Origin of the sequence: Paraburkholderia phenoliruptrix, from assembly GCF_047325075.1 — a bacterium.
GTDB classification, from domain to species: Bacteria; Pseudomonadota; Gammaproteobacteria; order Burkholderiales; family Burkholderiaceae; genus Paraburkholderia; species Paraburkholderia phenoliruptrix.
This window is the reverse complement of the sequence record NZ_CP168531.1, coordinates 772,792-792,983: the sequence shown is the minus strand read 5'-3', so window position 1 is coordinate 792,983 and position 20,192 is coordinate 772,792. Positions and strand designations below refer to the sequence as shown.

Here is a 20,192-nt window from a genome sequence, read left to right as displayed (position 1 = left end):
GATGCTTAGACGCTTCTGGCTGTTCTTCGCCCAAGCGGTGACTGTGCTGTTGGCGCTGATGTTCATCATCGCGACTCTCAAACCGCAGTGGCTTCAGCGTCAAGGGCAATTCGGCAAGCAGCTTGCCGAACCGATTGTCGCGCTGCGGGAAGTGGCGCCCGGCATCGGCAACGGGCCCGCCACGGCGTCTTATGCGGACGCCGCCCAGAAGGCCATGCCCGCGGTCGTCAATGTGTTTTCCAGCAAAGACGGCTCGCTGCCGCCGGATCCGCGCGCGAAAGACCCGCTGTTCCGCTACTTCTTCGGCGACAAGAACAACAACCGCAAGCAGCGCGAGCAGCCGGCCGCGAACCTGGGCTCCGGAGTGATAGTGAGTTCGGAAGGGTACATTCTAACGAACCAGCACGTGGTCGACGGCGCGGATCAGATCGAAATCGCGCTCGCCGACGGTCGCACAACGAACGCCAAGGTGATCGGCATCGATCCCGAAACGGATCTGGCGGTGCTCAAGGTCAACATGACGAACCTGCCCACCATCACGCTCGGCCGCATGGAGCAGACGCGCGTGGGCGACGTGGTGCTCGCCATCGGCAACCCGTTCGGCGTCGGGCAGACGGTCACCATGGGTATCGTGAGCGCGCTCGGGCGCAATCATCTCGGCATCAATACCTTCGAAAACTTCATTCAGACCGACGCGGCAATCAATCCCGGCAACTCGGGCGGCGCGCTCGTCGACGTGAACGGCAATCTGCTCGGCATCAACACCGCCATCTACTCGCGCTCGGGCGGCTCGCTCGGCATCGGCTTCGCGATTCCGGTGTCGACGGCGCGCAGCGTGCTCGAGAGCATCATTACCACCGGCTCGGTCACGCGCGGCTGGATCGGCGTCGAGCCGCAGGACGTGACGCCGGAGATTGCGGAGTCGTTCGGGCTCGATCAAAAGTCGGGTGCGATCGTGGCGGGCGTGCTGAAGAACGGTCCCGCCGACCGCGCGGGCATCAAGCCGGGCGACATTCTGATGAGCGTCAACGGACAGGAAATCACCGACACCACGCGTCTCCTGAACGTCATCGCGCAGATCAAGCCGGGCACGCCGGCGAAGGTGCACCTGGTGCGCAAGAACCACGAGATGGATGTCGACGTGATCATCGGCAAGCGCCCGCCGCCGCCGAAACAGCCCGCCGACGACAGCGACCAGCAGGACGACGACGCAGGTTAAGGGCGGCGGAGCGACTGAGCGCGATAGCGCGCGGGCTGAGCGCACCACCGCATGCAACAAGCAAGGCGCCAATCCGCAGCGTGAAATGCAAAAAAGGGCAGTCCACATCAAGCGGACTGCCCTTTTTGTTTTGCTGCACGACCTACTAACCGTCATCGCCACCGCGTCAGTCGATTCGACTTAGCCCGGCGGACTCGCTTCTTCGACCACCGCCGGTTGTTTCCCGACAATGAGCCGCGCCGCGATGATGCCCGCCTCATAGAGCACGATCAGCGGAATGGCCAGAATGAGTTGCGAAAACACGTCCGGCGGCGTGACCACAGCCGAAATCACGAACGCGCCGACAATCACATACGGCCGCACTTCCTTGAGCTTCTTGAGCGTGACCACATTCATGCGCACGAGCAGCACGACGACAATCGGCACCTCGAAGGTCACGCCGAACGCAATGAACATGGTGAGCACGAAGCTAAGGTAATTGTCGATATCCGTCGTCATCTCCGCGCCGAGCGGCGCGTTGTAATGCGCCATCACGCGGAAGATGGTGGGAAACACGACGAAGTACGCGAACGCCATGCCGCACAGAAACAGCGTGTAGCTGCTGCCGACGAGCGGCCCGACCAGCTTCTTCTCGTGCTGATAGAGACCCGGCGCGACGAACGCCCAGATCTGATACAGCACGAAAGGCAGCGCGATCACGAAGGCGACCAGCATGGTCACTTTCATCGGCACGAAGAACGAGCCGGTGACGTCGGTCACAATCATCTTGCCGTCTTTCGGCAGGTTGTTCATGAGCGGGCGCGCCAGCAGCCGGAAGATATCCGGCGCCCAATACACGAGCCCGACAAACACCACGATGACGGCAAGACCCGCACGGATGATGCGATCGCGCAATTCAACGAGGTGGGAAATGAAGGTCTCTTCAGTGCCTTCGTCCTGGCTTTGCTGGGGGTCGCTCACACCGGCCCTCGGTTAGAGATTGTCGTTCTGATCATCAGAAAAACCGCGTCGGACGACGCATGCTGGCAGGCGTATGCCGTGCGACGCGCGCCGCCCCGGACTGCACGCGCGTGCGGCGCGTGGTGGCGCGTTTGTACCAGGTGGGCATGGCGGTCTGCTTGACGCGCCAGTTCTTGCGCTTGGGCGCCGCAGCCGGTGTGCTGTTCGGCCAGGACGCGTTGCCGGCGTCTTCCAGCGCGCCGCCGGCAATGCTCGGCGACACCGACGTCCCGCTGTTCCACGCGTCGTTCAACTCGGCTTCGTGCTTGCGCAGATTTTCCTGAACGGCGGTTTCGACATTGCTCGCCGCCGTCTCGAACTCGGTTTTCATACGCCGCAACTCGTCGAGTTCGATTTCCCGCGTAACTTCCGCCTTCACGTCGTTGATATAGCGCTGCGCGCGGCCGAACAGCGCGCCGGCCGTGCGGGCGACGCGCGGCAACCGCTCAGGGCCGAGCACGACCAGCGCGACGACGCCGATCAGCGCCATCTTGGTTAGACCGAGGTCCAGCATGGAGGGAAATGTCCGTCAGTAACGCGGTTGGCCCGCGGCTTAGCGGTAATCGCCCGAACGCGGGGTCTTTTCCTTGGCTTCCACATCCACGGCGCCGTTGCGCGGCAGTTCGCGCTGCTGCTGCGCATCTGTCGACGACGGCGTTTCGCTTTCGCGCATGCCTTCCTTGAAGCCCTTCACCGCGCCGCCCAGATCGCCGCCGATGTTGCGCAGTTTTTTCGTGCCGAACACCAGCGCGACGATCAGCAACACGATCAACCAATGCCAAATACTCAACGAACCCATGACTACTCTCCTTAACCCCGACGCCGCACCTGGTGCGGCAAAAATTCGTCTGCCTCGCGGCGTGAATCGAAGCGCACGCGCTTCATCTCTACCTTACAGCAGCGTTGCGTGCTTTGCCGATGCGTTGCACCGGCGGCGAAGCGCCACGGCCGGCGTGTATTGTGACCAGGCAATCGCGTCGCCAAAATTACAAGCGCGCAAAAATGATGCTTGCCCGCCGGCCGATTCGCGTGATGGCTGGGACACACACGTCGCGCTCGCCGTATCAACCCATGCGCTGCCAGGGACGCGGCCCCGCGAGAATATGCGCGTGCAGGTGATACACCTCTTGCCCGCCGCCCGGACCGGTATTAATGACCGTGCGGAAGCCGGTTTCGCCACCGGTGTACGCCACGCCCAATTGATCCGCCAGACGCGCGGTCAAAACAAGCATTCTACCAAGCAGCGGCGCGTCGCTTTCGGTGCAACTGCTGAGCGTGGGGATATGCTTGCGCGGAATGACCAGCACGTGGGTCTCGGCTGCCGGACGGATGTCGCGGAAGGCCAGAAACTCTTCATCTTCATGGACTTTGGTCGACGGGATCTCGCCGGCGGCGATCTTGCAGAAGAGGCAATTCGGGTCGTGACTCATCGTATTCCTGACGCGGTATGGCTAAAGCGCGAACCGTGATCTGAGACGGCGCAGCGAACCGCGCCGACGCCCGAAACATCGGACGAATTCAGAACCACGCGCGCGGATTCGCAAGCGGCTTGTTATCGTACAGATACAGCCAGCCTTTGATAATACGGTACAACATCCAGATGCTGACGGCCCACAGCAAGGGAATGCCGATCACGACGAAGATCAGCAGCCCGCCGATCGCATAACCCAGCAAACCGATCCAGAACGTGCGGATCTGCCACTCGAAGTGCGGCTCGTACGGCGTGCCCGCCGCGTCCGCGCGCTTCACATAATTGATGATGATGGCGACGAGAATCGTCAAACCGCCCGTCAGCCAGTGAACCGCATACAGCGCGTACAGCACATGCGTCAGCGTGCGCAGGCTGCGTTCCCGCTCCGGCTCCATGGCGTGGCGGTAAGCCGGCGGCGGATAGCTCTCGTGCGACTGTTCCATGCTGCATCCTCCCGAGGATGGGTTGTCCGGCTGCGTTCACTGCAATGTGGGCGCCGGCGCCCGCCACTTCAAGCGGCAGCGGGCCAATCCGCGCCAAAAAATCGCACCGGCGAAAACTGCAGGCTCAGTCGCCGTTCTTCTCGCGCTCGCGGCTTTTGCGCAGCGCCTTTTCCTCGATGCCCGACATGCCTTCGCGGCGCTCCAGTTCGGCGAGCACGTCGGCCGGGCTCAGATCGTAGTGCGACAGCATGACGAGGCAATGGAACCACAGGTCCGCGACCTCGCCGACCAGCGCCTTCGTCTCGCCGCCGTGACGCGTGTCCTTGGCGGCCAGCACGACTTCGGTGGCCTCTTCGCCGATTTTCTTGAGCACCGCGTCGTCGCCCTTGTGAAAGAGGCGCGACACGTACGACACGTCCGGATCGCCGCCCTTGCGGCTGTCGATAATCGCCGCGAGGCGCATCAACGTATCGGTCGTGGACGGCGTGGCGACTGCGGCTTGGGTGGTCTGCGTCATTTGTAGATGTGTTCGGGGTCTTTCAACACCGGATCGACGGCGATCCAGTCGCCATCCTGCACGGTGCCTTCGAATTTCTGGAAAAAGCACGAGTGGCGGCCGGTGTGGCAGGCAATGCCGGACACCTGCTCGACTTTCAGCAGCACGACGTCTTCGTCGCAATCGAGCCGCACTTCATGCACGTGCTGCACGTGGCCGGATTCCTCGCCCTTGAACCACAGGCGCTGGCGCGAACGCGAAAAGTACACCGCGCGGCCGAGCTCGATGGTTTTCGCGAGCGCCTCGCGGTTCATCCACGCGAACATCAGCACGTCGTTCGTCGACGCCTCCTGCGCGATAACCGGCACGAGTCCGTTCGCGTCCCACTTGACCTTGTCGAGCCAATTGACTGCCGTTGGATTCACCACGTCACAACCTCACCGAAATGCCCTGGTCGGCCATGAAGCGCTTGGCCTCGCCGACTGTGTGTTCGCCGTAGTGGAAAATGCTCGCGGCGAGCACGGCGTCCGCGTGGCCGCTCTTGATGCCGTCGGCGAGATGCTGCAGATTGCCGACGCCGCCGGAGGCGATCACCGGAATCGGCACCGCGTCGGACACCGCGCGCGTGAGCGCCAGGTCGAAGCCGCTTTTCGTGCCGTCGCGGTCCATGCTGGTCAGCAGGATTTCGCCCGCGCCGAGCTCGGCCATCTTGCGCGCCCACTCGACGGCCTCGAGGCCGGTCGCCTTGCGCCCGCCATGGGTGAAGACTTCCCAGCGCGGCGGCTCGCCGTCCGCGGACACGCGCTTCGCGTCAATCGCGACGACGATGCATTGCGAGCCGTATTTGTCCGTCGCGTCCTTCACGAGCTGCGGATTCGCGACCGCCGACGAGTTCATGCTGATCTTGTCCGCGCCCGCATTGAGCAGGCGCCGCACGTCTTCGACGGCGCGCACGCCGCCGCCGACCGTCAGCGGAATGAATACTTGCGAGGCGACCGCCTCGATGATCGGGAGGATCAGGTCGCGCTGGTCGGAAGTCGCGGTGATGTCGAGAAAAGTGAGTTCGTCCGCGCCCTGATCGTCGTAACGGCGCGCGATTTCGACGGGATCGCCCGCGTCGCGCAGTTCGACGAAGTTGACGCCCTTGACCACACGGCCAGCGGTGACGTCGAGACAGGGAATGATGCGTTTAGCTAGAGCCATGATCGTGCAAATCTGCCAATACTGCTGATGAGGCCGCTCGCTTCAAGTGAGAATGCGAGCGGTGGTGTGCCGGGGGCTGCCCGAAGGCGCCGCCCCGCCCGCCTATGCGCCGCGCGTCCGACGCGCGCTCACGCGTCGTCCGATTCGCGCAGCCGGTCCGCGAGGGTTTGCGCCGCCGCGAAGTCGAGGTCGCCCGAATAGATGGCGCGGCCGCAAATCACGCCTTCAATGCCTTCGTCTTCGACTTCGCACAGCGATTCGATGTCGGCCAGATTCGACAGGCCGCCGCTCGCGATCACAGGAATCTTCACCGCGCGCGCAAGGCGCACCGTCGCCTCGATGTTGATGCCCTGAAGCATGCCGTCGCGGCCGATGTCCGTGTAAATGATCGATTCGCAGCCGTAATCCTCGAACTTGCGCGCGAGATCGGCCACTTCGTGGCCCGTCAGCTTGCTCCAGCCGTCGGTGGCGACTTTGCCGTCTTTCGCGTCCAGCCCGACGATGATATGGCCGCCGAACGCCGTGCAGGCGTCCTGCAAAAAGCCCGGATTCTTCACCGCCGCCGTACCGATGATCACGTACTCAAGGCCGTCGTCGAGATAACGCTCGATAGTATTCAGGTCGCGGATACCGCCGCCCAGCTGCACGGGAATCTCGCCGCCCACTTCCTGGATGATCGCTCGGATCGCGTCTTCGTTCCTCGGCTTGCCGGCGAACGCGCCGTTCAGATCGACGAGGTGGAGACGCCGCGCGCCGCGTTCGACCCAATGTCGGGCCATCGCCGCCGGTTCCTCGGAGAATATCGTCGCCTGGTCCATATCGCCCTGTTTGAGGCGTACACACTGACCGTCTTTCAGGTCGATGGCGGGGATCAGCAGCATAGCAATCGGGTGTTGTCTGGGAAGGGGTTGAAGGTCGGCGGCAGCGGCTGGAGAGCCAGCGCGCCGGAACGCCGTCTCGCTAGTTTAGTACAACTCTTTCGACGCCCTTGCGCGCGGGCGGCGCAAGGCGGAATCGGCATACGGCCGCAGCGGCGCACGGCGACGGCCCCGCGGGTGGCGGACGGCGCTCGCCGACAGGGCGAAGAAAGGCGCTCACGGGTTCCAGTGCACGAAATTACGATACACGCGCAGCCCCGCTTCGGCGCTCTTTTCCGGGTGAAATTGGGTGGCGAAGATGTTATCCCGCGCTACCGCCGAGGTAAAGGGCACGCCGTACACGGTCTCGCCCGAGGTGTGCGCCGCATTGTCCGGCACCACGTAATAGCTGTGCACGAAGTAGAAGAACGCATTGTCCGCGACGCCGTCCCACAGCGGATGCCGCTGCGTCTGATGCACGCGGTTCCAGCCCATTTGCGGCACCTTGAAGCGCGAACCGTCGTCCTGCACCTGGCCTTCCAGATCGAAGCGCAGCACCTTGCCCGGCAGAAGGCCCAAGCCCGGCGTGTCGCCCTCGGCGCTCCAGTCGAACAGCATCTGCTCGCCGACGCACACGCCCATCAGCGGCTTCACGCGCGACGCTTCGACGACCGCTTCCTGCAGGCCGGACTCGGCGAGACTGCGCATGCAGTCGGGCATTGCGCCCTGGCCGGGCAGCACCACGCGGTCGGCCGCGCGGATCGCTTCCGGCTGGTCGACGATAGCCACGTCCGCTTCCGGCGCGGCCTTGCGCAACGCCTGCGCCACCGAGCGCAGGTTGCCCATTCCGTAATCCACAATCGCTATCGAAGTTTTCATTTCAAGTTAGGCAGCAAAGCCTTCAATCCATCGACGATGAATTCCACCGCCAGCGCCGACAACATCAAACCCATGAGCCGCGTGCCGATGTTGATACCGGTGCGACCGACCCAGCGCGCAATCGGTTCGGCAAGGCGCAGCGAAAAAAAGCAGATCGCCGCCAGCACCGCACCGATCACGATCAGCCCAATGCGGTCGTACCAGTGCGGCGAGCCGGCCGCGTAGATGATCGTGGTGCTGATCGCGCCGGGGCCGGTCAGGAGCGGAATGGCCAGCGGCACGACCGCGATGTTGTCCTTCTGCTCCGCCTCGTCGCGCTCTTCGGGCGTGGACCGGCTATTGCCGATCTGCGCGTTCAGCATGTTGATCGCCATCAGCAGCATGATGATGCCGCCGCCCACTTCGAGCGAGCCGACCGAAATGCCGAAGAAGCTGATGATCTGCTGCCCGAGCAGCGTGGTCACCGCGATCACGCAGAACACCGAAATCGCCGCGATCCGGATGGTTCTGCGCCGTTCGGCGTCGCTCTGATTCGCCGTCAGACTCATGAAGAACGGAATGGCGCCGACCGGATTGATCAGCGCGAGCAGCGAAATAAACGACTTCAGAATGTCCATTGCACACCGGGCGCGCGCCGTGCGCGTACCGGTCCGGGTAAGTAAGAGTCGCTTAAAGGCTGCCCTTGGTCGACGGAATCTGGCCCGCTGCGCGTTCGTCGAGTTCGACGGCCATGCGCAGCGCGCGGCCAAACGCCTTGAACACCGTTTCCAGCTGATGGTGAGCGTTGAGGCCGCGCAAATTGTCGATGTGCAGCGTCACGCCCGCGTGGTTCACGAAGCCGCGGAAAAATTCGATGGACAGGTCGACGTCGAACGTGCCGATGCGCGCACGCGTGAACGGCACGTGGAATTCGAGCCCCGGACGGCCCGAGAAGTCGATCACGACGCGCGACAGCGCCTCGTCGAGCGGCACATACGAATGCCCGTAGCGGCGAATGCCCTTGCGGTCGCCGATCGCCTTTGCCACTGCCTGGCCGAGCGTGATGCCGGTGTCTTCGACCGTATGGTGGTCGTCGATATGCAGGTCGCCATGCGCTTCGATGTCGAGATCGAAAAGACCATGCCGCGCAATCTGGTCGAGCATGTGGTCGAGAAACGGCACGCCCGTGGCCAGCTTCTGCTGACCGGTGCCGTCCAGGTTGATCTTGACACGGATCTGCGTTTCGCTGGTGTTGCGAACGACTTCCGCAAGGCGCATGGTAATTCCTCGAATCTGGCTACAAAGCGATAGTAGTGTGGGAGGGAAGCGGCAAGCCGCCGTTTAATGCAATACGAGCTTTAACGCGGCGAGCAACTGGACGTTTTCCTCGGGAGAACCGACGGTCAAACGCACGCAATTCGCCAGCAATGGGTGCATTTTACTCACGTTTTTGACCAGAACCCGCGCCGTCAGCAGGGTTTCGAACAGAATGGAGGCGTCCGGCACGCGCACGAGCAGGAAGTTGCCGGCGCTCGGAAACACTTCGGCGCCCGGCAATTGCGCGACGGCGTCGGCCAGTTTGGCGCGTTCGTCGCGCAATTTCGCCGCCTGCGAGTCCAGCACGTCGACGTGATCGAGCAGGAAATCCGCCGCCGCCTGAGTGAGCACGTTGGTGTTGTACGGCGGGCGCACCTTGTCCAGCTCGGTGAGCCACGCGGGCTTGCCGACGAGGTAGCCAAGGCGAATGCCGGCCAGACCGAGCTTCGACACCGTGCGCATCACGACGACGTTGTCGAACGCGTCGGCGCGCGGCAGCCAGCTTTTCTGGGCGAACGGCTGATACGCCTCGTCGATCACCACAAGGCTCTTCGTCGCGGCGGCGATGATGCGCTCCATATCGGCGTCGTCGAACAAGGTGCCGGTAGGATTGTTCGGATAGGCAAGATAGATCACCGCGGGCTCGTGTTCCGCGATGGCCGCGAGCAGGGCTTCGGTGTCGAGCGTGAAATCCGCCTTGAGCGGCACGCCGACAAATTCGAGATTCGCGAGCTTCGCCGACATCTGATACATGACGAAACCCGGCACCGGCGCGAGCACCTTGGCGCCCGGCTTCGCGCACGCCACCGAGAGCATGCTGATGATCTCGTCCGAGCCGTTGCCGAGCAGCACGTCGCAGCCGGCCGGCACGCCCATCACACGCTTGATCTTCTCGATGAGCGCTTCCGGGCGCGGCGCCGGGTAGCGATTCAGCGCGACACCGGCCAGATGCTCGCCGAGATGCGCGGCCAGCACCGGCGGCAGCGCAAAGGGATTTTCCATCGCGTCGAGCTTGATGTAGCCCGTGGCGTCCGGTACCGGATAGCTCGTCATCGCGAGCACGTCGGGGCGGATAATGTCTTGAGGTGTCGTCATAAGTCAGTGGGCTCGGCCGCGTGCGCCGAATGCGTGTCGAGCATGCACGCTTCGGACACGCCTCGTGGCGCGGCGGCTTGCCGCGCCGGGTTGGTCTGTATTGTGTGGGCCAGGCCGCCGGCGCCCGCGCCGGCTCCTCGGCTCAGCCGCCTTGCCGCATCCGGTATTCCGCGCTGCGAGCGTGCGCCTGCAAACCTTCGCCGTAAGCCAGTTCGGCGGCGATTTCGCCGAGCGTCTGCGCGCCTTCCGCGCTCACTTCGATCACGCTCGAGCGCTTGAAGAAATCATAGACGCCGAGCGGCGACGAGAACCGTGCCGTGCGCGACGTAGGCAGCACGTGGTTCGGCCCCGCGCAGTAGTCGCCGAGACTCTCGCTCGTGTAGCGGCCGAGGAAGATGGCACCCGCGTGGCGGATCAGCTGGCCCCACTGATGCGGCTCCAGCGCCGAAATCTCAAGGTGCTCCGGCGCGATGTCGTTGGCGATCGCGCAGGCTTCAGCCATGTCGCGCACCTTGACGAGCGCGCCGCGCCCTTCGAGCGACGCCTGAATCACATCGCGGCGCGGCATGGTGGGCAGCAGTTCGTTGATCGCATCCTGCACGCGGCCAATGAACGCGTCGTCCGGACATAGCAAAATGGACTGCGCGAGTTCGTCGTGCTCGGCTTGCGAGAACAGGTCCATGGCGACCCAGCGCGGATCGGTCGTGCCGTCGCAGAGCACGAGAATTTCCGACGGCCCCGCAATCATGTCGATGCCGACCGTGCCGAACACGCGGCGCTTGGCCGACGCCACATACGCGTTGCCCGGGCCGCAGATCTTGTCGACAGCCGGCACGGTCTCGGTGCCGTACGCGAGCGCGCCGACAGCCTGCGCGCCGCCAATGGTGAACACGCGATCCACGCCGCCGAGCAGTGCGGCCGCCAGCACCAGCGGATTCTTCACGCCGTCAGGCGTGGGCACGACCATGACGATTTCGCGCACGCCGGCCACGCGAGCCGGAATCGCATTCATCAACACCGACGACGGATACGCCGCCTTGCCGCCCGGCACGTAGATGCCCGCCCGATCGAGCGGCGTGACCTTCTGGCCGAGCACGGTGCCGTCGGCTTCCGTGTATTGCCAACTGTGACTGCCGCACTCGATCTTCTGTTTCTCGTGATAGCCGCGCACGCGCGCCGCCGCGGCTTCGAGCGACGCGCGCCGCTTCGGCTCGAGGCCTTCCAGCGCCGCTTCCAGCTCCGAAATCGGCAACTCCAGCGCGCCGACGCTCGGCGCGTCCAGCCGGTCGAAGCGGTTCGTGTATTCCAGCACCGCCGCGTCGCCGCGCGCCTTCACGTCGTTCAGGATCTGCGCGACCGAGCGCTCGATTGCTTCGTCTTCGCTCGCCTCGAACGCGAGCACCGCGTGCAGCGACTTCTGGAAGTCGGGAGCGGTGGAATCGAGTTTGCGAATCTTGATAGACATACGTGTATCCGTTTCGGTAAGGCGCGCTTTACAGCGAGGTCAGACGGGTCGAGCGAACTCTCAGGCCGCGGCAAGGCCGGCTTTCGTCGCGCGTTCGAACGCGTCGAGAATCGGCCGCAACGCGGCGCGCTTGAGCTTGAGCGCCGCCTGGTTCACAACGAGGCGCGACGAAATCTGCATGATTTCCTCCACCTCCACGAGGTTGTTGGCGCGCAAGGTGTTGCCCGAGCTCACCAGGTCGACGATGGCATCCGCGAGGCCGACGAGCGGCGCGAGTTCCATCGAACCGTACAGCTTGATCAGATCGACGTGCACGCCCTTGGCCGCGAAATGCTCGCGCGCCGTCTCCGTGTACTTGGTGGCCACGCGCAAGCGAGCGCCCTGGCGCACGGCGTTCGCATAATCAAACCCCGCGGCGACCGCGACCGACATGCGGCAGCGCGCGATATCCAGATCCACCGGCTGATACAGGCCGCTGCCGCCGTGTTCGAGCAGCACGTCCTTGCCCGCCACGCCGAAGTCCGCGGCGCCGTATTCGACGTACGTCGGCACGTCGGTCGCGCGCACGATGATCACGCGCAGATTCGCGTCCGTGGTCGGCAGAATCAGCTTGCGCGAGCTTTCCGGATCTTCGGCCACCTCAATGCCGGCTGCGGCGAGCAGCGGCAGCGTTTCCTCAAAGATACGCCCCTTCGACAAAGCCAGCGTAAGCGGCGCGCTGACCGCCGGCGAAGTCGAGGTTTGCGGCATCGAACTCATGCCTCGCTCCCGGATACGCGGCGCACCTTTGCGCCGATCGCGTTCAGCTTGGTTTCCATGCGGTCATAACCGCGGTCCAGATGGTAGATGCGGTCGATCAGCGTCTCGCCTTCCGCGCGCAACGCGGCAATCACGAGGCTCGCCGACGCGCGCAGGTCCGTCGCCATGACCTTTGCGCCGGACAGCTTGTCGACGCCGGTCACGAGCGCGGTCTTGCCGTCAGTCGTAATGTTCGCGCCGAGGCGGTTCAGCTCCTGCACGTGCATGAAACGGTTCTCGAAGATGGTCTCGACCACCTGCGACTTGCCGTCCGCCACCGCATTGAGCGCCATGAACTGCGCCTGCATGTCGGTCGGGAACGCCGGATATTCCGACGTGCGGAACGACACCGCGCCCGGGCGCTGATTCATGCGCACGCGCATCCAGTCGTCGCCTTCCTCGATGGTCACGCCCGCTTCGCGCAGCTTCGCGGTCACCGCTTCCAGAATCTGCGGACGCACCTTTCGCAGCGTGACGTCGCCGCCCGCCGCGGCCACCGCGCACAGGAACGTGCCGGCCTCGATGCGGTCCGGAATCACCGTGTGCTTCGCGCCGTGCAGCTTGTCCACGCCCTGAATCACGAGACGGTCCGTGCCGATGCCTTCGATCTTCGCACCCATCTGCACGAGCAGATGCGCGAGATCGCCGACTTCCGGCTCGCGCGCCGCGTTCTCGATGACCGTCTCGCCTTCCGCGAGTACCGCCGCCATCAGCAGATTTTCGGTGCCGGTCACCGTGATCATGTCGGTGATGATGCGCGCGCCCTTCAGCCGCTTCGCACGCGCTTCGATAAAGCCGTGCTCGATCGTGATCTCGGCGCCCATGGCCTGCAGGCCCTTGATGTGCTGATCCACCGGCCGTGCGCCGATCGCGCAGCCGCCCGGCAGCGACACCCGCGCGTGGCCGAAGCGCGCGACGAGCGGCCCCAGCACGAGGATCGACGCGCGCATGGTCTTGACCATCTCATACGGCGCGACGAGGTTGTCGACCTTCGACGCGTCGAGCGACACGCGCCCGTCGCCGCTCTCGATGCGCACGCCCATCTGCCCGAGCAGCTTGAGCATGGTGCGCACGTCCTGCAAATCCGGCACGTTGTCGAGATGCACCGGCTCCGCGCTCAGCAGACTCGCGCACAGAATCGGCAACGCCGCGTTCTTCGCGCCCGAGACAACGACCTCACCCGACAGCGGGTAGCCACCTTCAATGACGAGTTTGTCCATGCCCATGTGTTCCTGATCGACCCGGACTTCAGCCGGGACTGCTTGCATTATGTTCGGCGCGCCGCTGCCCGCGTCGCGCCCTTCCTGAGTGATTCGCACTAAATTTCCAGATTACGCGTTCTGCCATTCGGCGGGCGTCAGCGTTTTCATGCTGAGCGCGTGAATTTCTTCGCGCATGCGGTCGCCGAGCGCCGCATACACGAGTTGATGGCGCTGGATCAGCCGCTTGCCCTCAAAGCTCGGAGACACGATGGTCGCAAAGAAATGCTGACCGTCGCCTTCGACTTCGAGATGCTGGCAGGCGAGCCCAGCGGCGATGTATTGCTTGACCTGTTCGGGAGTCGGCAACATGAGAGAAGCTCCTCGTCAGTGGCGCAGCTTGTAGCCGGAGGCGAGCATGCGCATCGCCACCACGGCCAGCACCACGAAGAAACCGGCGACAATCGCAAGGCTCGCGAGCGGATTGATATCCGACATCCCGAAGAAACCGTAGCGAAAGCCGTCGATCATGTAGAAAAATGGATTGAGCCGCGACACCTCGCGCCACACGGGCGGCAGCGTATGCGTCGAGTAGAACACGCCCGAGAGAAACGTGAGCGGCATGATCAGAAAATTCTGGAACGCAGCGAGCTGGTCGAACTTTTCGGCCCAGATGCCCGCGATCAGACCGAGCGTGCCGAGAATCCCCGCGCCGCAAATCGCGAACAGGATGATGTAGAGCGGCGCCGCGAAACTGACGGGCACGAACCAGATGGTCACGATGAACACGCCGAAGCCCACTGCGAGGCCACGCGCGACGGCCGCGAGCACATAGGCGGCGAACATCTCGTAGTGCGACAGCGGCGGCAGCAGCACGAACACCAGGTTTCCGGTGATTTTCGACTGAATCAGCGACGACGAACTATTGGCGAACGCATTCTGCAACACGCTCATCATCACAAGGCCCGGCACGAGGAAGCTTGTATATTCGACGCCCGGATAAACCTGCACATGGTTGCGCAAGGCGTGGCCGAAAATGGTCAGATACAAGAGCGCCGTGATGATGGGCGCGAGCACGGTCTGGAACGACACCTTCCAGAAACGGAGAATTTCCTTGTAGAACAGCGTGCCGAAACCGCTATAGCCGCTCATGCGAGCCCCTCGATCACTTCCGGACCGTTCATGACCTGAACGAAAACATCTTCGAGGTCGGCCTTGCGGACCTCGATCTCTTCGAACGTGCAGCCTGCCGCGCGGCATTGCGCGAGAATTTTCTCGACGTCGTCATAGCTCGCCAGACGCAGCAGATGCTGGCGGCCATTGCCGTTGCCCGCGCCGCCCTCGGCTTCGAGCGGCCGCAGTTCGGCGGGCAGCACGCCTTGCGCGAAGCGCACGAACAGCTGCATGCCGGCAAAACGCTGGAGCAGCGTGCTCGTGCGATCGAGCGCGACCACTTCGCCGCGGCGCAGCATCGCAATGCGGTCGCACAGCGATTCGGCTTCTTCCAGATAGTGCGTGGTCAGCACAATGGTGTGGCCCTCGCGATTCAGGCGCGAGATGAATTTCCACAGCGTTTGACGCAGTTCGACGTCGACGCCGGCAGTCGGCTCGTCGAGCACGATGACGGGCGGCCGGTGCACGAGCGCCTGCGCGACCAGCACGCGGCGCTTCATGCCGCCCGAGAGCGCGCGCATGTTGGCGTCGGCTTTGTCGGTGAGATCGAGGTTGGCCATAATCTCGTCGATCCACGCGTCGTTGTTGCGCAGCCCGTAGTAGCCCGACTGGATGCGCAAGGTTTCGCGCACGGTGAAGAACGGGTCGAACACCAGTTCCTGCGGCACCACGCCCAATGCGCGCCGTGCGGCGCGGAAGTCGTCCACCACGTCGTGCCCGCGCACGGCGATGCTGCCTTCGTCGGCGCGCGCGAGGCCCGCGAGAATGCTGATGAGCGTTGTCTTGCCCGCGCCGTTCGGACCGAGCAGCCCGAAGAACTCGCCTTCTTCCACCGTGAGGCTGACGCCCTTGAGCGCCTGCAAGTCCTTGTAGCGCTTCTTGACGTTACGAATTTCAATGGCTGACATGACAGTGCGCCACGTGCGTCGCGGCGCTTAAAGAAGCCCTGGGCGGGCGCAAAATGCTGGAAAGAAACGGAATTGGGGCGAGTTGGGCGACCCGAACCCTGCCCCCAAAAAACGTTTGATTATAGGGCAAAACCCGGCGGCCCTATCTCAGTTGCGGGGATTGGAAGGTGTGCGACGCAGGTGCGGGGCAGGTGAGACTGCCGTGCTCGCGGCAACCTGCTGCGCGGAAGCAAAAAACAGCAGCCGGCACGCGCACGACTGCTCAGTTGGGGCGATCGCCTTGCGCGGCACCGGCGATCAGCGTATCGACGCCATAGGCTTGCGCGAGACTCGCGAGCCCAGCCGGCAGATTGACGACCTGAAACGCGCCGCCGCGGGCTTGCGCGGCCCGCTGCCACGCGAGAAGCACGGCCAGCGCCGACGAATCGAACTGCGTAAGCGGCGTGCAATCCACACCGCGCGCGCCGGCGGCAATGCGCTCCAGACCCGCCGCAAGCGCGGCCTTCGCGCTCGCGTGGGTCAGCGTCGCGCCGCTTGCGAAGCGATTGGCGACGGGGCTCAGCACTTCGCTCACGACTGCTTGCCCGCGGCGAGTTGCTGATTGCGCTGCGTGAGGAACTGGATCAGTCCGTCCACGCCCTTCTGCTGGATCTGCTCGTTGAACTGCTGCTGATAAGCCTGAATGAGCCATGCGCCCAGCACGTTGATGTCATACACGCGCCAGCCCTGCGGCGTCTTGTACAGACGATAGTCGAGTTCGATCGGCGAACCGTTGTTCATCACGACCGAACGCACCACCGTGTCGGTGTCGTCCGGATTCATGCGGAACGGCTTGTACTGGATCTGCTGGTCGCGCACCTGCGCGAGCGCGCCCGAATACGTGCGGATCAGCAGCATCTTGAACTGCTCGACCACCTGGTTCTGCTGCTCCGGCGTGGCGGTGCGCCAGTTGCGGCCCATGGCCAGCTGCGTGGTGCGGCGGAAATCCGTGTACGGCAGGATCTTTTCGTTGACGAGACGCGTGATGTGAGAAATGTCGCCCTGCTGGATGGACTTGTCGGCGCGCACCGCGTCGATCACCTGCTGAGTCACGGTTTTGACGAGCACGTCGGGCGCGTTGCTGTCGACAGTTTGTGCCGATACACCAGCACTCACGAAGGAGAACAGCGCAGCAAACAACGGAATGAGGAAGAATTTTTTCATATCGAGCCTTGCGTAAAAAATAGTGCAACCGTTTGAACCGACATTAACACGCGAGTTCAGCAGCAATCCATGCGCAAACTGCGAGAGTCGTATCGATGTGTTACGGCCGCACCCGCACTATCAACGCAGCTTGAACGACGGGAAATTGAACCGCGTGGGCGGCACCAGCTGCCCCGCCGGAATCTGCGTGGTTTCGGGACCGCCGTTGACGTCGAGCGGCGGCGTTTCCGCGCTGCCCGACGCAGCTTCCGGCGCGGAAGCGCTGTTGGCGGTGGCCGGCTGCGGCGGCGTGGCGGCGTTCGCGCCGGGAGCGGCCGACGCCTTCGCTGCAGCACCGCCCGTTCCCGCTGCGCCGGCGGTTCCCGTTACTGCGCCCGCCGGGGCGCCCGCGGCCGTGCCGTCGACGTCCTCGTACTTCGGCAGCGGCGCCTCGTCGCCATAGTTCGGCAGCGCCTGCGCCTGCTTGCCGTCAGACAGCAGATACTGACGACGCTGCAAATACGCGTTACGCACGAACGAATATTTGTCGAGCGCGGCGCCTTCCAGCACGTCGCTTGCATTCAGCAGATTCGCGCGCGTGTTGACGATGTTCAGGCCGTACAGCGCCCAGCTCAAGCCCGGCGGATCGATGTAGCTGAGCGGGTTGACATAGTAATTGCCGATCGAGCCGACCGCATCGCGCAAGGTGCTCGGGCCGAAGAGCGGCAGCACCAGATACGGACCCGCGGGTACGCCGTAATGGCCGAGCGTCAGACCGAGGTCGTTGTCGTGCTTGGGCAGCTTCGCGAGCGTCGCCACGTCGAACAGGCCGCCCACACCGAAGACCGTGTTGATCACGATCCGCATGATGTCTTCTACGCCGTCGGTGATCTTCAGTTGCAGCAGGTTGTTTGCCGCAATGTAGACGTCGCCGATATTCGAGAAGAAGTTCGTCACGCTGTCGCGCACCGGCTGCGGCGTGATGAATACGTAGCCCTTGGCGACCGGCTTGAGCGCGTACTGGTCGAGCTTGTCGTTGACCGTGAAGATGGTGCGGTTCAGGCCCTCGAGCGGATCGCCCTTGGTCGGCGTCTGCACGGTGGTGCAGCCGGCGAGCGCCGCCGCCGCGACGGCCAGTCTGGCCAACCGGAAGACGCGCGCGCCTCCGGCCTGTAAGGTCTGCATTGTTGTTCTCCTTATTGACCGGCCGAGCCGGAAGCAGGCAGCGCCGCCGCGGGTGCCGGCGCAGGTGCCGGCGCCGCCGCGTTTCCGCCCGGTGCGGCGCCCGGCTTCGATGCGCCCGAATCGGCCGCTTTACTGTAGAGGAACTGCCCGATCAGGTTTTCCAGCACGATGGCCGATTGTGTCATCGAAATCGTGTCGCCCGCCTTCAGCATCTCGGAATCGCCACCCGGCTCGAGTCCGATGTATTGCTCGCCGAGCAGCCCGGAAGTCAGGATCTTCGCCGAGGTGTCTTTCGGAAACTGGTATTGCTTGTCGATGTCGATCGTGACGAGCGCCTGATAGGCATTGCTGTCGAAACCGATCGACGCCACGCGGCCCACCGTCACGCCCGCGCTTTTCACGGGCGCACGCGCCTTCAGTCCGCCGATATTGTCGAACTTGAGCTTGACCGGGTAGGTCGCCTGAAACGACAGCGAGCTCATGTTGCCGGCCTTCAGCGCGAGAAACAGCAACGCCACGAAACCCAGCACTACGAACAGGCCGACCCAGAAGTCGAGAGCAGTCTTTTTCATCGTCATCCTAAAGTGAATCCGCCACGCCGCCGCCGTACCGCGCGCGCCGAGCGACGCGCCGCAGCAACCGACAGGCGACGCAGTCCTAGCTGAACATCAGTGCGGTCAGCAGAAAATCGAGGCCGAGCACCGCGAGCGACGCATACACGACCGTCTTCGTCGTGGCGCGCGACACGCCTTCCGGCGTAGGCCTCGCTTCGTAGCCCTGGAACAGCGCCACGAACGTCACGGCCAAGCCGAACACCACGCTTTTGACGACGCCCGCGCCGACGTCGCGCCAGACATCCACGCCGCCTTGCATTTGCGACCAGAACGCGCCGGCGTCTACGCCGATCAGCAGCACGCCGACCACATAGCCGCCCGCCACACCGACCGCGCTGAAAATCGCGGCGAGGATCGGCATGGAAATGATGCCGGCCCACAGACGCGGCGCGACCACGACCTTGACCGGGTCGACCGCCATCATTTCCATGGCGGTCAATTGCTCGCCGGCCTTCATCAGACCGATCTCGGCGGTAAGCGACGTGCCCGCGCGGCCGGCGAACAGCAGCGCGGTGACCACCGGCCCGAGCTCGCGCACGAGCGACAACGCGACGAGAAGCCCAAGCGCCTGCTCGGAGCCATAGCGGTTCAGTGTGTAATAGCCCTGCAAGCCGAGCACGAAGCCGACGAAGAGCCCCGACACCGCGATGATCACGAGCGAATAATTACCCACGAAGTGGATCTGCTTCGTGACAAGGCGCGGGCGGCGCAGCAACGGAAAGAATTCGAACAGCAGCCGGAAGAAGAAACGCGTCGCGTAACCGGCCGTGCCGAGGCCGCCGAGCACCGAGCGGCCGAGCGTGCTGATCAATGAGCCGATCATGACTGACCTCCGCCGACGCCGAAGTCCGCCGCGAGCGGCGTTCTGCTCGGATAGTGAAATTTGAAGGGACCGTCCGGCGCGCCGTCGATGAACTGCCGCACCGTCGGATCCGTCGACGCGCGCAGCTGCGCGGGCGTGCCCTCGGCATGAACGCCGCCGTTGGCGAGGAAATAGACGTAGTCGGCAATGGCGAACGATTCCGGCACGTCGTGCGTGACCAGAATGGAGGTCGCGCCGAGCGCCTGATTGAGCGCGCGAATCAGATTGGCGGTGATGCCGAGCGAGATCGGGTCGAGGCCGGCGAACGGCTCGTCGTACATCATCAGTTCCGGGTCCAGGGCGATGGCGCGCGCAAGCGCCACGCGCCGCGCCATGCCACCGGAAATTTCCGAGGGCAGCAGATCGCGCGCACCGCGCAGGCCGACCGCGTTGAGCTTCATCAGCACGAGGTCGCGGATCAGTTCCTCGGGCAGATCGGTATGCTCGCGCAGCGCGAACGCGACGTTCTCGAACACCGACATGTCAGTGAACAGCGCGCCGAACTGGAACAGCATGCCCATCTTGCGGCGCAGCGTGTACAAGCCCTCGCGCGTTTGTGCGCCGACGTTTTCGCCGTCGAACAGGATCTCGCCGCGCTGCGCGCGCACGAGGCCGCCGATCAGCCGCAGCACCGTGGTCTTGCCGCAGCCCGAGCCGCCCATGACCGCGACGACCTGGCCGCGCTTGAAGCGCAGATTCAGGTTCGACAGGACGAGCCGGTCGCCGTAACCGAAGTCGACGTCGCGCAGCTCGAGTAAGGTCTCGGATGGGGAAGACACTGACTGACAATCCTTTTACACGGAAGGCCGAATTATAGGGCCATCATGCAAAAGTTGCCGTGAGGTGCC

26 protein-coding genes are annotated in these 20,192 nt (G+C 64.0%); 1 reads left to right on the top strand and 25 read right to left on the bottom strand.

What is annotated here, in order from left to right:
• The first annotated feature begins 1 nt into the window (after position 1).
• A complete protein-coding gene (locus ACEN8U_RS15660) occupies positions 2 to 1,219 on the top strand; it encodes a Do family serine endopeptidase (protein WP_013589762.1) in 1,218 nt (405 codons plus the stop codon).
• 180 nt (positions 1,220 to 1,399) lie between these two features.
• Here ACEN8U_RS15660 and tatC read toward each other — a convergent pair whose 3' ends face one another.
• From tatC to ACEN8U_RS15535, 25 genes are all read right to left on the bottom strand, one after another.
• Positions 1,400 to 2,179 carry a twin-arginine translocase subunit TatC gene (gene tatC, locus ACEN8U_RS15655; RefSeq protein WP_013589763.1) on the bottom strand — a complete coding sequence of 260 codons (780 nt, stop codon included), beginning with the start codon at positions 2,177 to 2,179 and terminating at the stop codon, positions 1,400 to 1,402.
• 34 nt (positions 2,180 to 2,213) lie between these two features.
• On the bottom strand, positions 2,214 to 2,732 hold the full coding sequence (tatB, locus tag ACEN8U_RS15650; RefSeq protein ID WP_013589764.1) for a Sec-independent protein translocase protein TatB: 519 nt from the start codon (positions 2,730 to 2,732) through the stop codon (positions 2,214 to 2,216).
• A gap of 39 nt (positions 2,733 to 2,771) precedes the next feature.
• Positions 2,772 to 3,017: a Sec-independent protein translocase subunit TatA gene (gene tatA, locus ACEN8U_RS15645; RefSeq protein WP_013589765.1), complete on the bottom strand. Its 246-nt coding sequence runs from the start codon at positions 3,015 to 3,017 to the stop codon at positions 2,772 to 2,774.
• 265 nt (positions 3,018 to 3,282) lie between these two features.
• Positions 3,283 to 3,648: a histidine triad nucleotide-binding protein gene (locus ACEN8U_RS15640; protein ID WP_013589766.1), complete on the bottom strand. Its 366-nt coding sequence runs from the start codon at positions 3,646 to 3,648 to the stop codon at positions 3,283 to 3,285.
• A gap of 88 nt (positions 3,649 to 3,736) precedes the next feature.
• Complete coding sequence (locus tag ACEN8U_RS15635; RefSeq protein ID WP_015003869.1) at positions 3,737 to 4,132, bottom strand: DUF4870 family protein; 396 nt, start codon at positions 4,130 to 4,132, stop codon at positions 3,737 to 3,739.
• A gap of 124 nt (positions 4,133 to 4,256) precedes the next feature.
• A complete protein-coding gene (locus tag ACEN8U_RS15630) occupies positions 4,257 to 4,649 on the bottom strand; it encodes a phosphoribosyl-ATP diphosphatase (protein ID WP_015003870.1) in 393 nt (130 codons plus the stop codon).
• Positions 4,646 to 5,056, bottom strand: a complete 411-nt coding sequence (hisI, locus tag ACEN8U_RS15625) for a phosphoribosyl-AMP cyclohydrolase (protein ID WP_013589769.1) — start codon at positions 5,054 to 5,056, stop codon at positions 4,646 to 4,648. The genes ACEN8U_RS15630 and hisI overlap by 4 nt, the downstream gene beginning before the upstream one ends.
• A 1-nt stretch (position 5,057) precedes the next feature.
• Entirely contained in the window at positions 5,058 to 5,831 is a 774-nt protein-coding gene (gene hisF, locus ACEN8U_RS15620) for an imidazole glycerol phosphate synthase subunit HisF (protein ID WP_013589770.1), read from the bottom strand.
• A 128-nt stretch (positions 5,832 to 5,959) separates the two neighbouring features.
• Complete coding sequence (gene hisA, locus ACEN8U_RS15615; protein WP_013589771.1) at positions 5,960 to 6,712, bottom strand: 1-(5-phosphoribosyl)-5-[(5-phosphoribosylamino)methylideneamino]imidazole-4-carboxamide isomerase; 753 nt, start codon at positions 6,710 to 6,712, stop codon at positions 5,960 to 5,962.
• Positions 6,713 to 6,925: 213 nt separating this feature from the next.
• Positions 6,926 to 7,567 (bottom strand): imidazole glycerol phosphate synthase subunit HisH, encoded by a 642-nt coding sequence (gene hisH / locus ACEN8U_RS15610; protein ID WP_013589772.1) that lies wholly within the window; start codon positions 7,565 to 7,567, stop codon positions 6,926 to 6,928.
• Positions 7,564 to 8,184, bottom strand: coding sequence for a YchE family NAAT transporter (locus ACEN8U_RS15605; protein ID WP_013589773.1), 621 nt, complete (start codon positions 8,182 to 8,184; stop codon positions 7,564 to 7,566). Before ACEN8U_RS15605 ends, hisH begins: the two co-directional genes overlap by 4 nt.
• Positions 8,185 to 8,236: 52 nt before the next feature.
• Positions 8,237 to 8,824 carry an imidazoleglycerol-phosphate dehydratase HisB gene (gene hisB, locus ACEN8U_RS15600; RefSeq protein ID WP_015003873.1) on the bottom strand — a complete coding sequence of 196 codons (588 nt, stop codon included), beginning with the start codon at positions 8,822 to 8,824 and terminating at the stop codon, positions 8,237 to 8,239.
• A gap of 63 nt (positions 8,825 to 8,887) precedes the next feature.
• Positions 8,888 to 9,958: a histidinol-phosphate transaminase gene (gene hisC, locus ACEN8U_RS15595; RefSeq protein ID WP_015003874.1), complete on the bottom strand. Its 1,071-nt coding sequence runs from the start codon at positions 9,956 to 9,958 to the stop codon at positions 8,888 to 8,890.
• A gap of 142 nt (positions 9,959 to 10,100) precedes the next feature.
• Positions 10,101 to 11,423 carry a histidinol dehydrogenase gene (hisD, locus tag ACEN8U_RS15590; RefSeq protein WP_015003875.1) on the bottom strand — a complete coding sequence of 441 codons (1,323 nt, stop codon included), beginning with the start codon at positions 11,421 to 11,423 and terminating at the stop codon, positions 10,101 to 10,103.
• Between the two features lie 60 nt (positions 11,424 to 11,483).
• A complete protein-coding gene (gene hisG, locus ACEN8U_RS15585) occupies positions 11,484 to 12,182 on the bottom strand; it encodes an ATP phosphoribosyltransferase (protein WP_013589777.1) in 699 nt (232 codons plus the stop codon).
• Positions 12,179 to 13,441, bottom strand: a complete 1,263-nt coding sequence (gene murA, locus ACEN8U_RS15580; protein ID WP_013589778.1) for a UDP-N-acetylglucosamine 1-carboxyvinyltransferase — start codon at positions 13,439 to 13,441, stop codon at positions 12,179 to 12,181. Before murA ends, hisG begins: the two co-directional genes overlap by 4 nt.
• Before the next feature lie 111 nt (positions 13,442 to 13,552).
• The gene (locus ACEN8U_RS15575) at positions 13,553 to 13,792 is read right to left on the bottom strand and encodes a BolA family protein (RefSeq protein ID WP_006052280.1); all 240 of its coding nucleotides are present in this window, start codon (positions 13,790 to 13,792) and stop codon (positions 13,553 to 13,555) included.
• A gap of 15 nt (positions 13,793 to 13,807) precedes the next feature.
• Positions 13,808 to 14,572 (bottom strand): ABC transporter permease, encoded by a 765-nt coding sequence (locus ACEN8U_RS15570; protein ID WP_013589779.1) that lies wholly within the window; start codon positions 14,570 to 14,572, stop codon positions 13,808 to 13,810.
• On the bottom strand, positions 14,569 to 15,501 hold the full coding sequence (locus ACEN8U_RS15565; RefSeq protein WP_013589780.1) for an ABC transporter ATP-binding protein: 933 nt from the start codon (positions 15,499 to 15,501) through the stop codon (positions 14,569 to 14,571). The genes ACEN8U_RS15570 and ACEN8U_RS15565 overlap by 4 nt, the downstream gene beginning before the upstream one ends.
• A 262-nt stretch (positions 15,502 to 15,763) precedes the next feature.
• Complete coding sequence (locus ACEN8U_RS15560; RefSeq protein ID WP_015003877.1) at positions 15,764 to 16,075, bottom strand: lipid asymmetry maintenance protein MlaB; 312 nt, start codon at positions 16,073 to 16,075, stop codon at positions 15,764 to 15,766.
• Positions 16,072 to 16,704 (bottom strand): phospholipid-binding protein MlaC, encoded by a 633-nt coding sequence (locus tag ACEN8U_RS15555; protein WP_015003878.1) that lies wholly within the window; start codon positions 16,702 to 16,704, stop codon positions 16,072 to 16,074. Before ACEN8U_RS15555 ends, ACEN8U_RS15560 begins: the two co-directional genes overlap by 4 nt.
• A 120-nt stretch (positions 16,705 to 16,824) precedes the next feature.
• Positions 16,825 to 17,868, bottom strand: coding sequence for a VacJ family lipoprotein (locus ACEN8U_RS15550; protein WP_015003879.1), 1,044 nt, complete (start codon positions 17,866 to 17,868; stop codon positions 16,825 to 16,827).
• An 11-nt stretch (positions 17,869 to 17,879) separates the two neighbouring features.
• On the bottom strand, positions 17,880 to 18,440 hold the full coding sequence (gene mlaD / locus ACEN8U_RS15545; protein WP_041746411.1) for an outer membrane lipid asymmetry maintenance protein MlaD: 561 nt from the start codon (positions 18,438 to 18,440) through the stop codon (positions 17,880 to 17,882).
• A gap of 85 nt (positions 18,441 to 18,525) precedes the next feature.
• Positions 18,526 to 19,293: a lipid asymmetry maintenance ABC transporter permease subunit MlaE gene (gene mlaE / locus ACEN8U_RS15540; protein ID WP_041746412.1), complete on the bottom strand. Its 768-nt coding sequence runs from the start codon at positions 19,291 to 19,293 to the stop codon at positions 18,526 to 18,528.
• Positions 19,294 to 19,301: 8 nt separating this feature from the next.
• The gene (locus ACEN8U_RS15535) at positions 19,302 to 20,123 is read right to left on the bottom strand and encodes an ABC transporter ATP-binding protein (protein ID WP_013589786.1); all 822 of its coding nucleotides are present in this window, start codon (positions 20,121 to 20,123) and stop codon (positions 19,302 to 19,304) included.
• Positions 20,124 to 20,192 lie beyond the last annotated feature (69 nt).

Excerpts from the sequence above, each read along its gene's own strand:
- ACEN8U_RS15640 (WP_013589766.1), bottom strand. The coding sequence starts at position 3,648 with ATGAGTCACGACCCGAATTGCCTCTTCTGCAAGATCGCCGCCGGCGAG.
- ACEN8U_RS15575 (WP_006052280.1), bottom strand. The coding sequence starts at position 13,792 with ATGTTGCCGACTCCCGAACAGGTCAAGCAATACATCGCCGCTGGGCTC.
- hisA (WP_013589771.1), bottom strand. The coding sequence starts at position 6,712 with ATGCTGCTGATCCCCGCCATCGACCTGAAAGACGGTCAGTGTGTACGC.
- ACEN8U_RS15550 (WP_015003879.1), bottom strand. The coding sequence starts at position 17,868 with ATGCAGACCTTACAGGCCGGAGGCGCGCGCGTCTTCCGGTTGGCCAGA.
- ACEN8U_RS15605 (WP_013589773.1), bottom strand. The coding sequence starts at position 8,184 with ATGGACATTCTGAAGTCGTTTATTTCGCTGCTCGCGCTGATCAATCCG.
- hisF (WP_013589770.1), bottom strand. The coding sequence starts at position 5,831 with ATGGCTCTAGCTAAACGCATCATTCCCTGTCTCGACGTCACCGCTGGC.
- ACEN8U_RS15565 (WP_013589780.1), bottom strand. The coding sequence starts at position 15,501 with ATGTCAGCCATTGAAATTCGTAACGTCAAGAAGCGCTACAAGGACTTG.
- ACEN8U_RS15630 (WP_015003870.1), bottom strand. The coding sequence starts at position 4,649 with ATGACGCAGACCACCCAAGCCGCAGTCGCCACGCCGTCCACGACCGAT.
- hisG (WP_013589777.1), bottom strand. The coding sequence starts at position 12,182 with ATGAGTTCGATGCCGCAAACCTCGACTTCGCCGGCGGTCAGCGCGCCG.
- tatA (WP_013589765.1), bottom strand. The coding sequence starts at position 3,017 with ATGGGTTCGTTGAGTATTTGGCATTGGTTGATCGTGTTGCTGATCGTC.
- murA (WP_013589778.1), bottom strand. The coding sequence starts at position 13,441 with ATGGACAAACTCGTCATTGAAGGTGGCTACCCGCTGTCGGGTGAGGTC.
- hisH (WP_013589772.1), bottom strand. The coding sequence starts at position 7,567 with ATGAAAACTTCGATAGCGATTGTGGATTACGGAATGGGCAACCTGCGC.
- ACEN8U_RS15555 (WP_015003878.1), bottom strand. The coding sequence starts at position 16,704 with ATGAAAAAATTCTTCCTCATTCCGTTGTTTGCTGCGCTGTTCTCCTTC.
- hisD (WP_015003875.1), bottom strand. The coding sequence starts at position 11,423 with ATGTCTATCAAGATTCGCAAACTCGATTCCACCGCTCCCGACTTCCAG.
- hisC (WP_015003874.1), bottom strand. The coding sequence starts at position 9,958 with ATGACGACACCTCAAGACATTATCCGCCCCGACGTGCTCGCGATGACG.
- ACEN8U_RS15570 (WP_013589779.1), bottom strand. The coding sequence starts at position 14,572 with ATGAGCGGCTATAGCGGTTTCGGCACGCTGTTCTACAAGGAAATTCTC.
- tatB (WP_013589764.1), bottom strand. The coding sequence starts at position 2,732 with ATGCTGGACCTCGGTCTAACCAAGATGGCGCTGATCGGCGTCGTCGCG.
- mlaD (WP_041746411.1), bottom strand. The coding sequence starts at position 18,440 with ATGAAAAAGACTGCTCTCGACTTCTGGGTCGGCCTGTTCGTAGTGCTG.
- ACEN8U_RS15660 (WP_013589762.1), top strand. The coding sequence starts at position 2 with ATGCTTAGACGCTTCTGGCTGTTCTTCGCCCAAGCGGTGACTGTGCTG.
- hisB (WP_015003873.1), bottom strand. The coding sequence starts at position 8,824 with ATGCGCCTTGCGGAAGTCGTTCGCAACACCAGCGAAACGCAGATCCGT.
- ACEN8U_RS15635 (WP_015003869.1), bottom strand. The coding sequence starts at position 4,132 with ATGGAACAGTCGCACGAGAGCTATCCGCCGCCGGCTTACCGCCACGCC.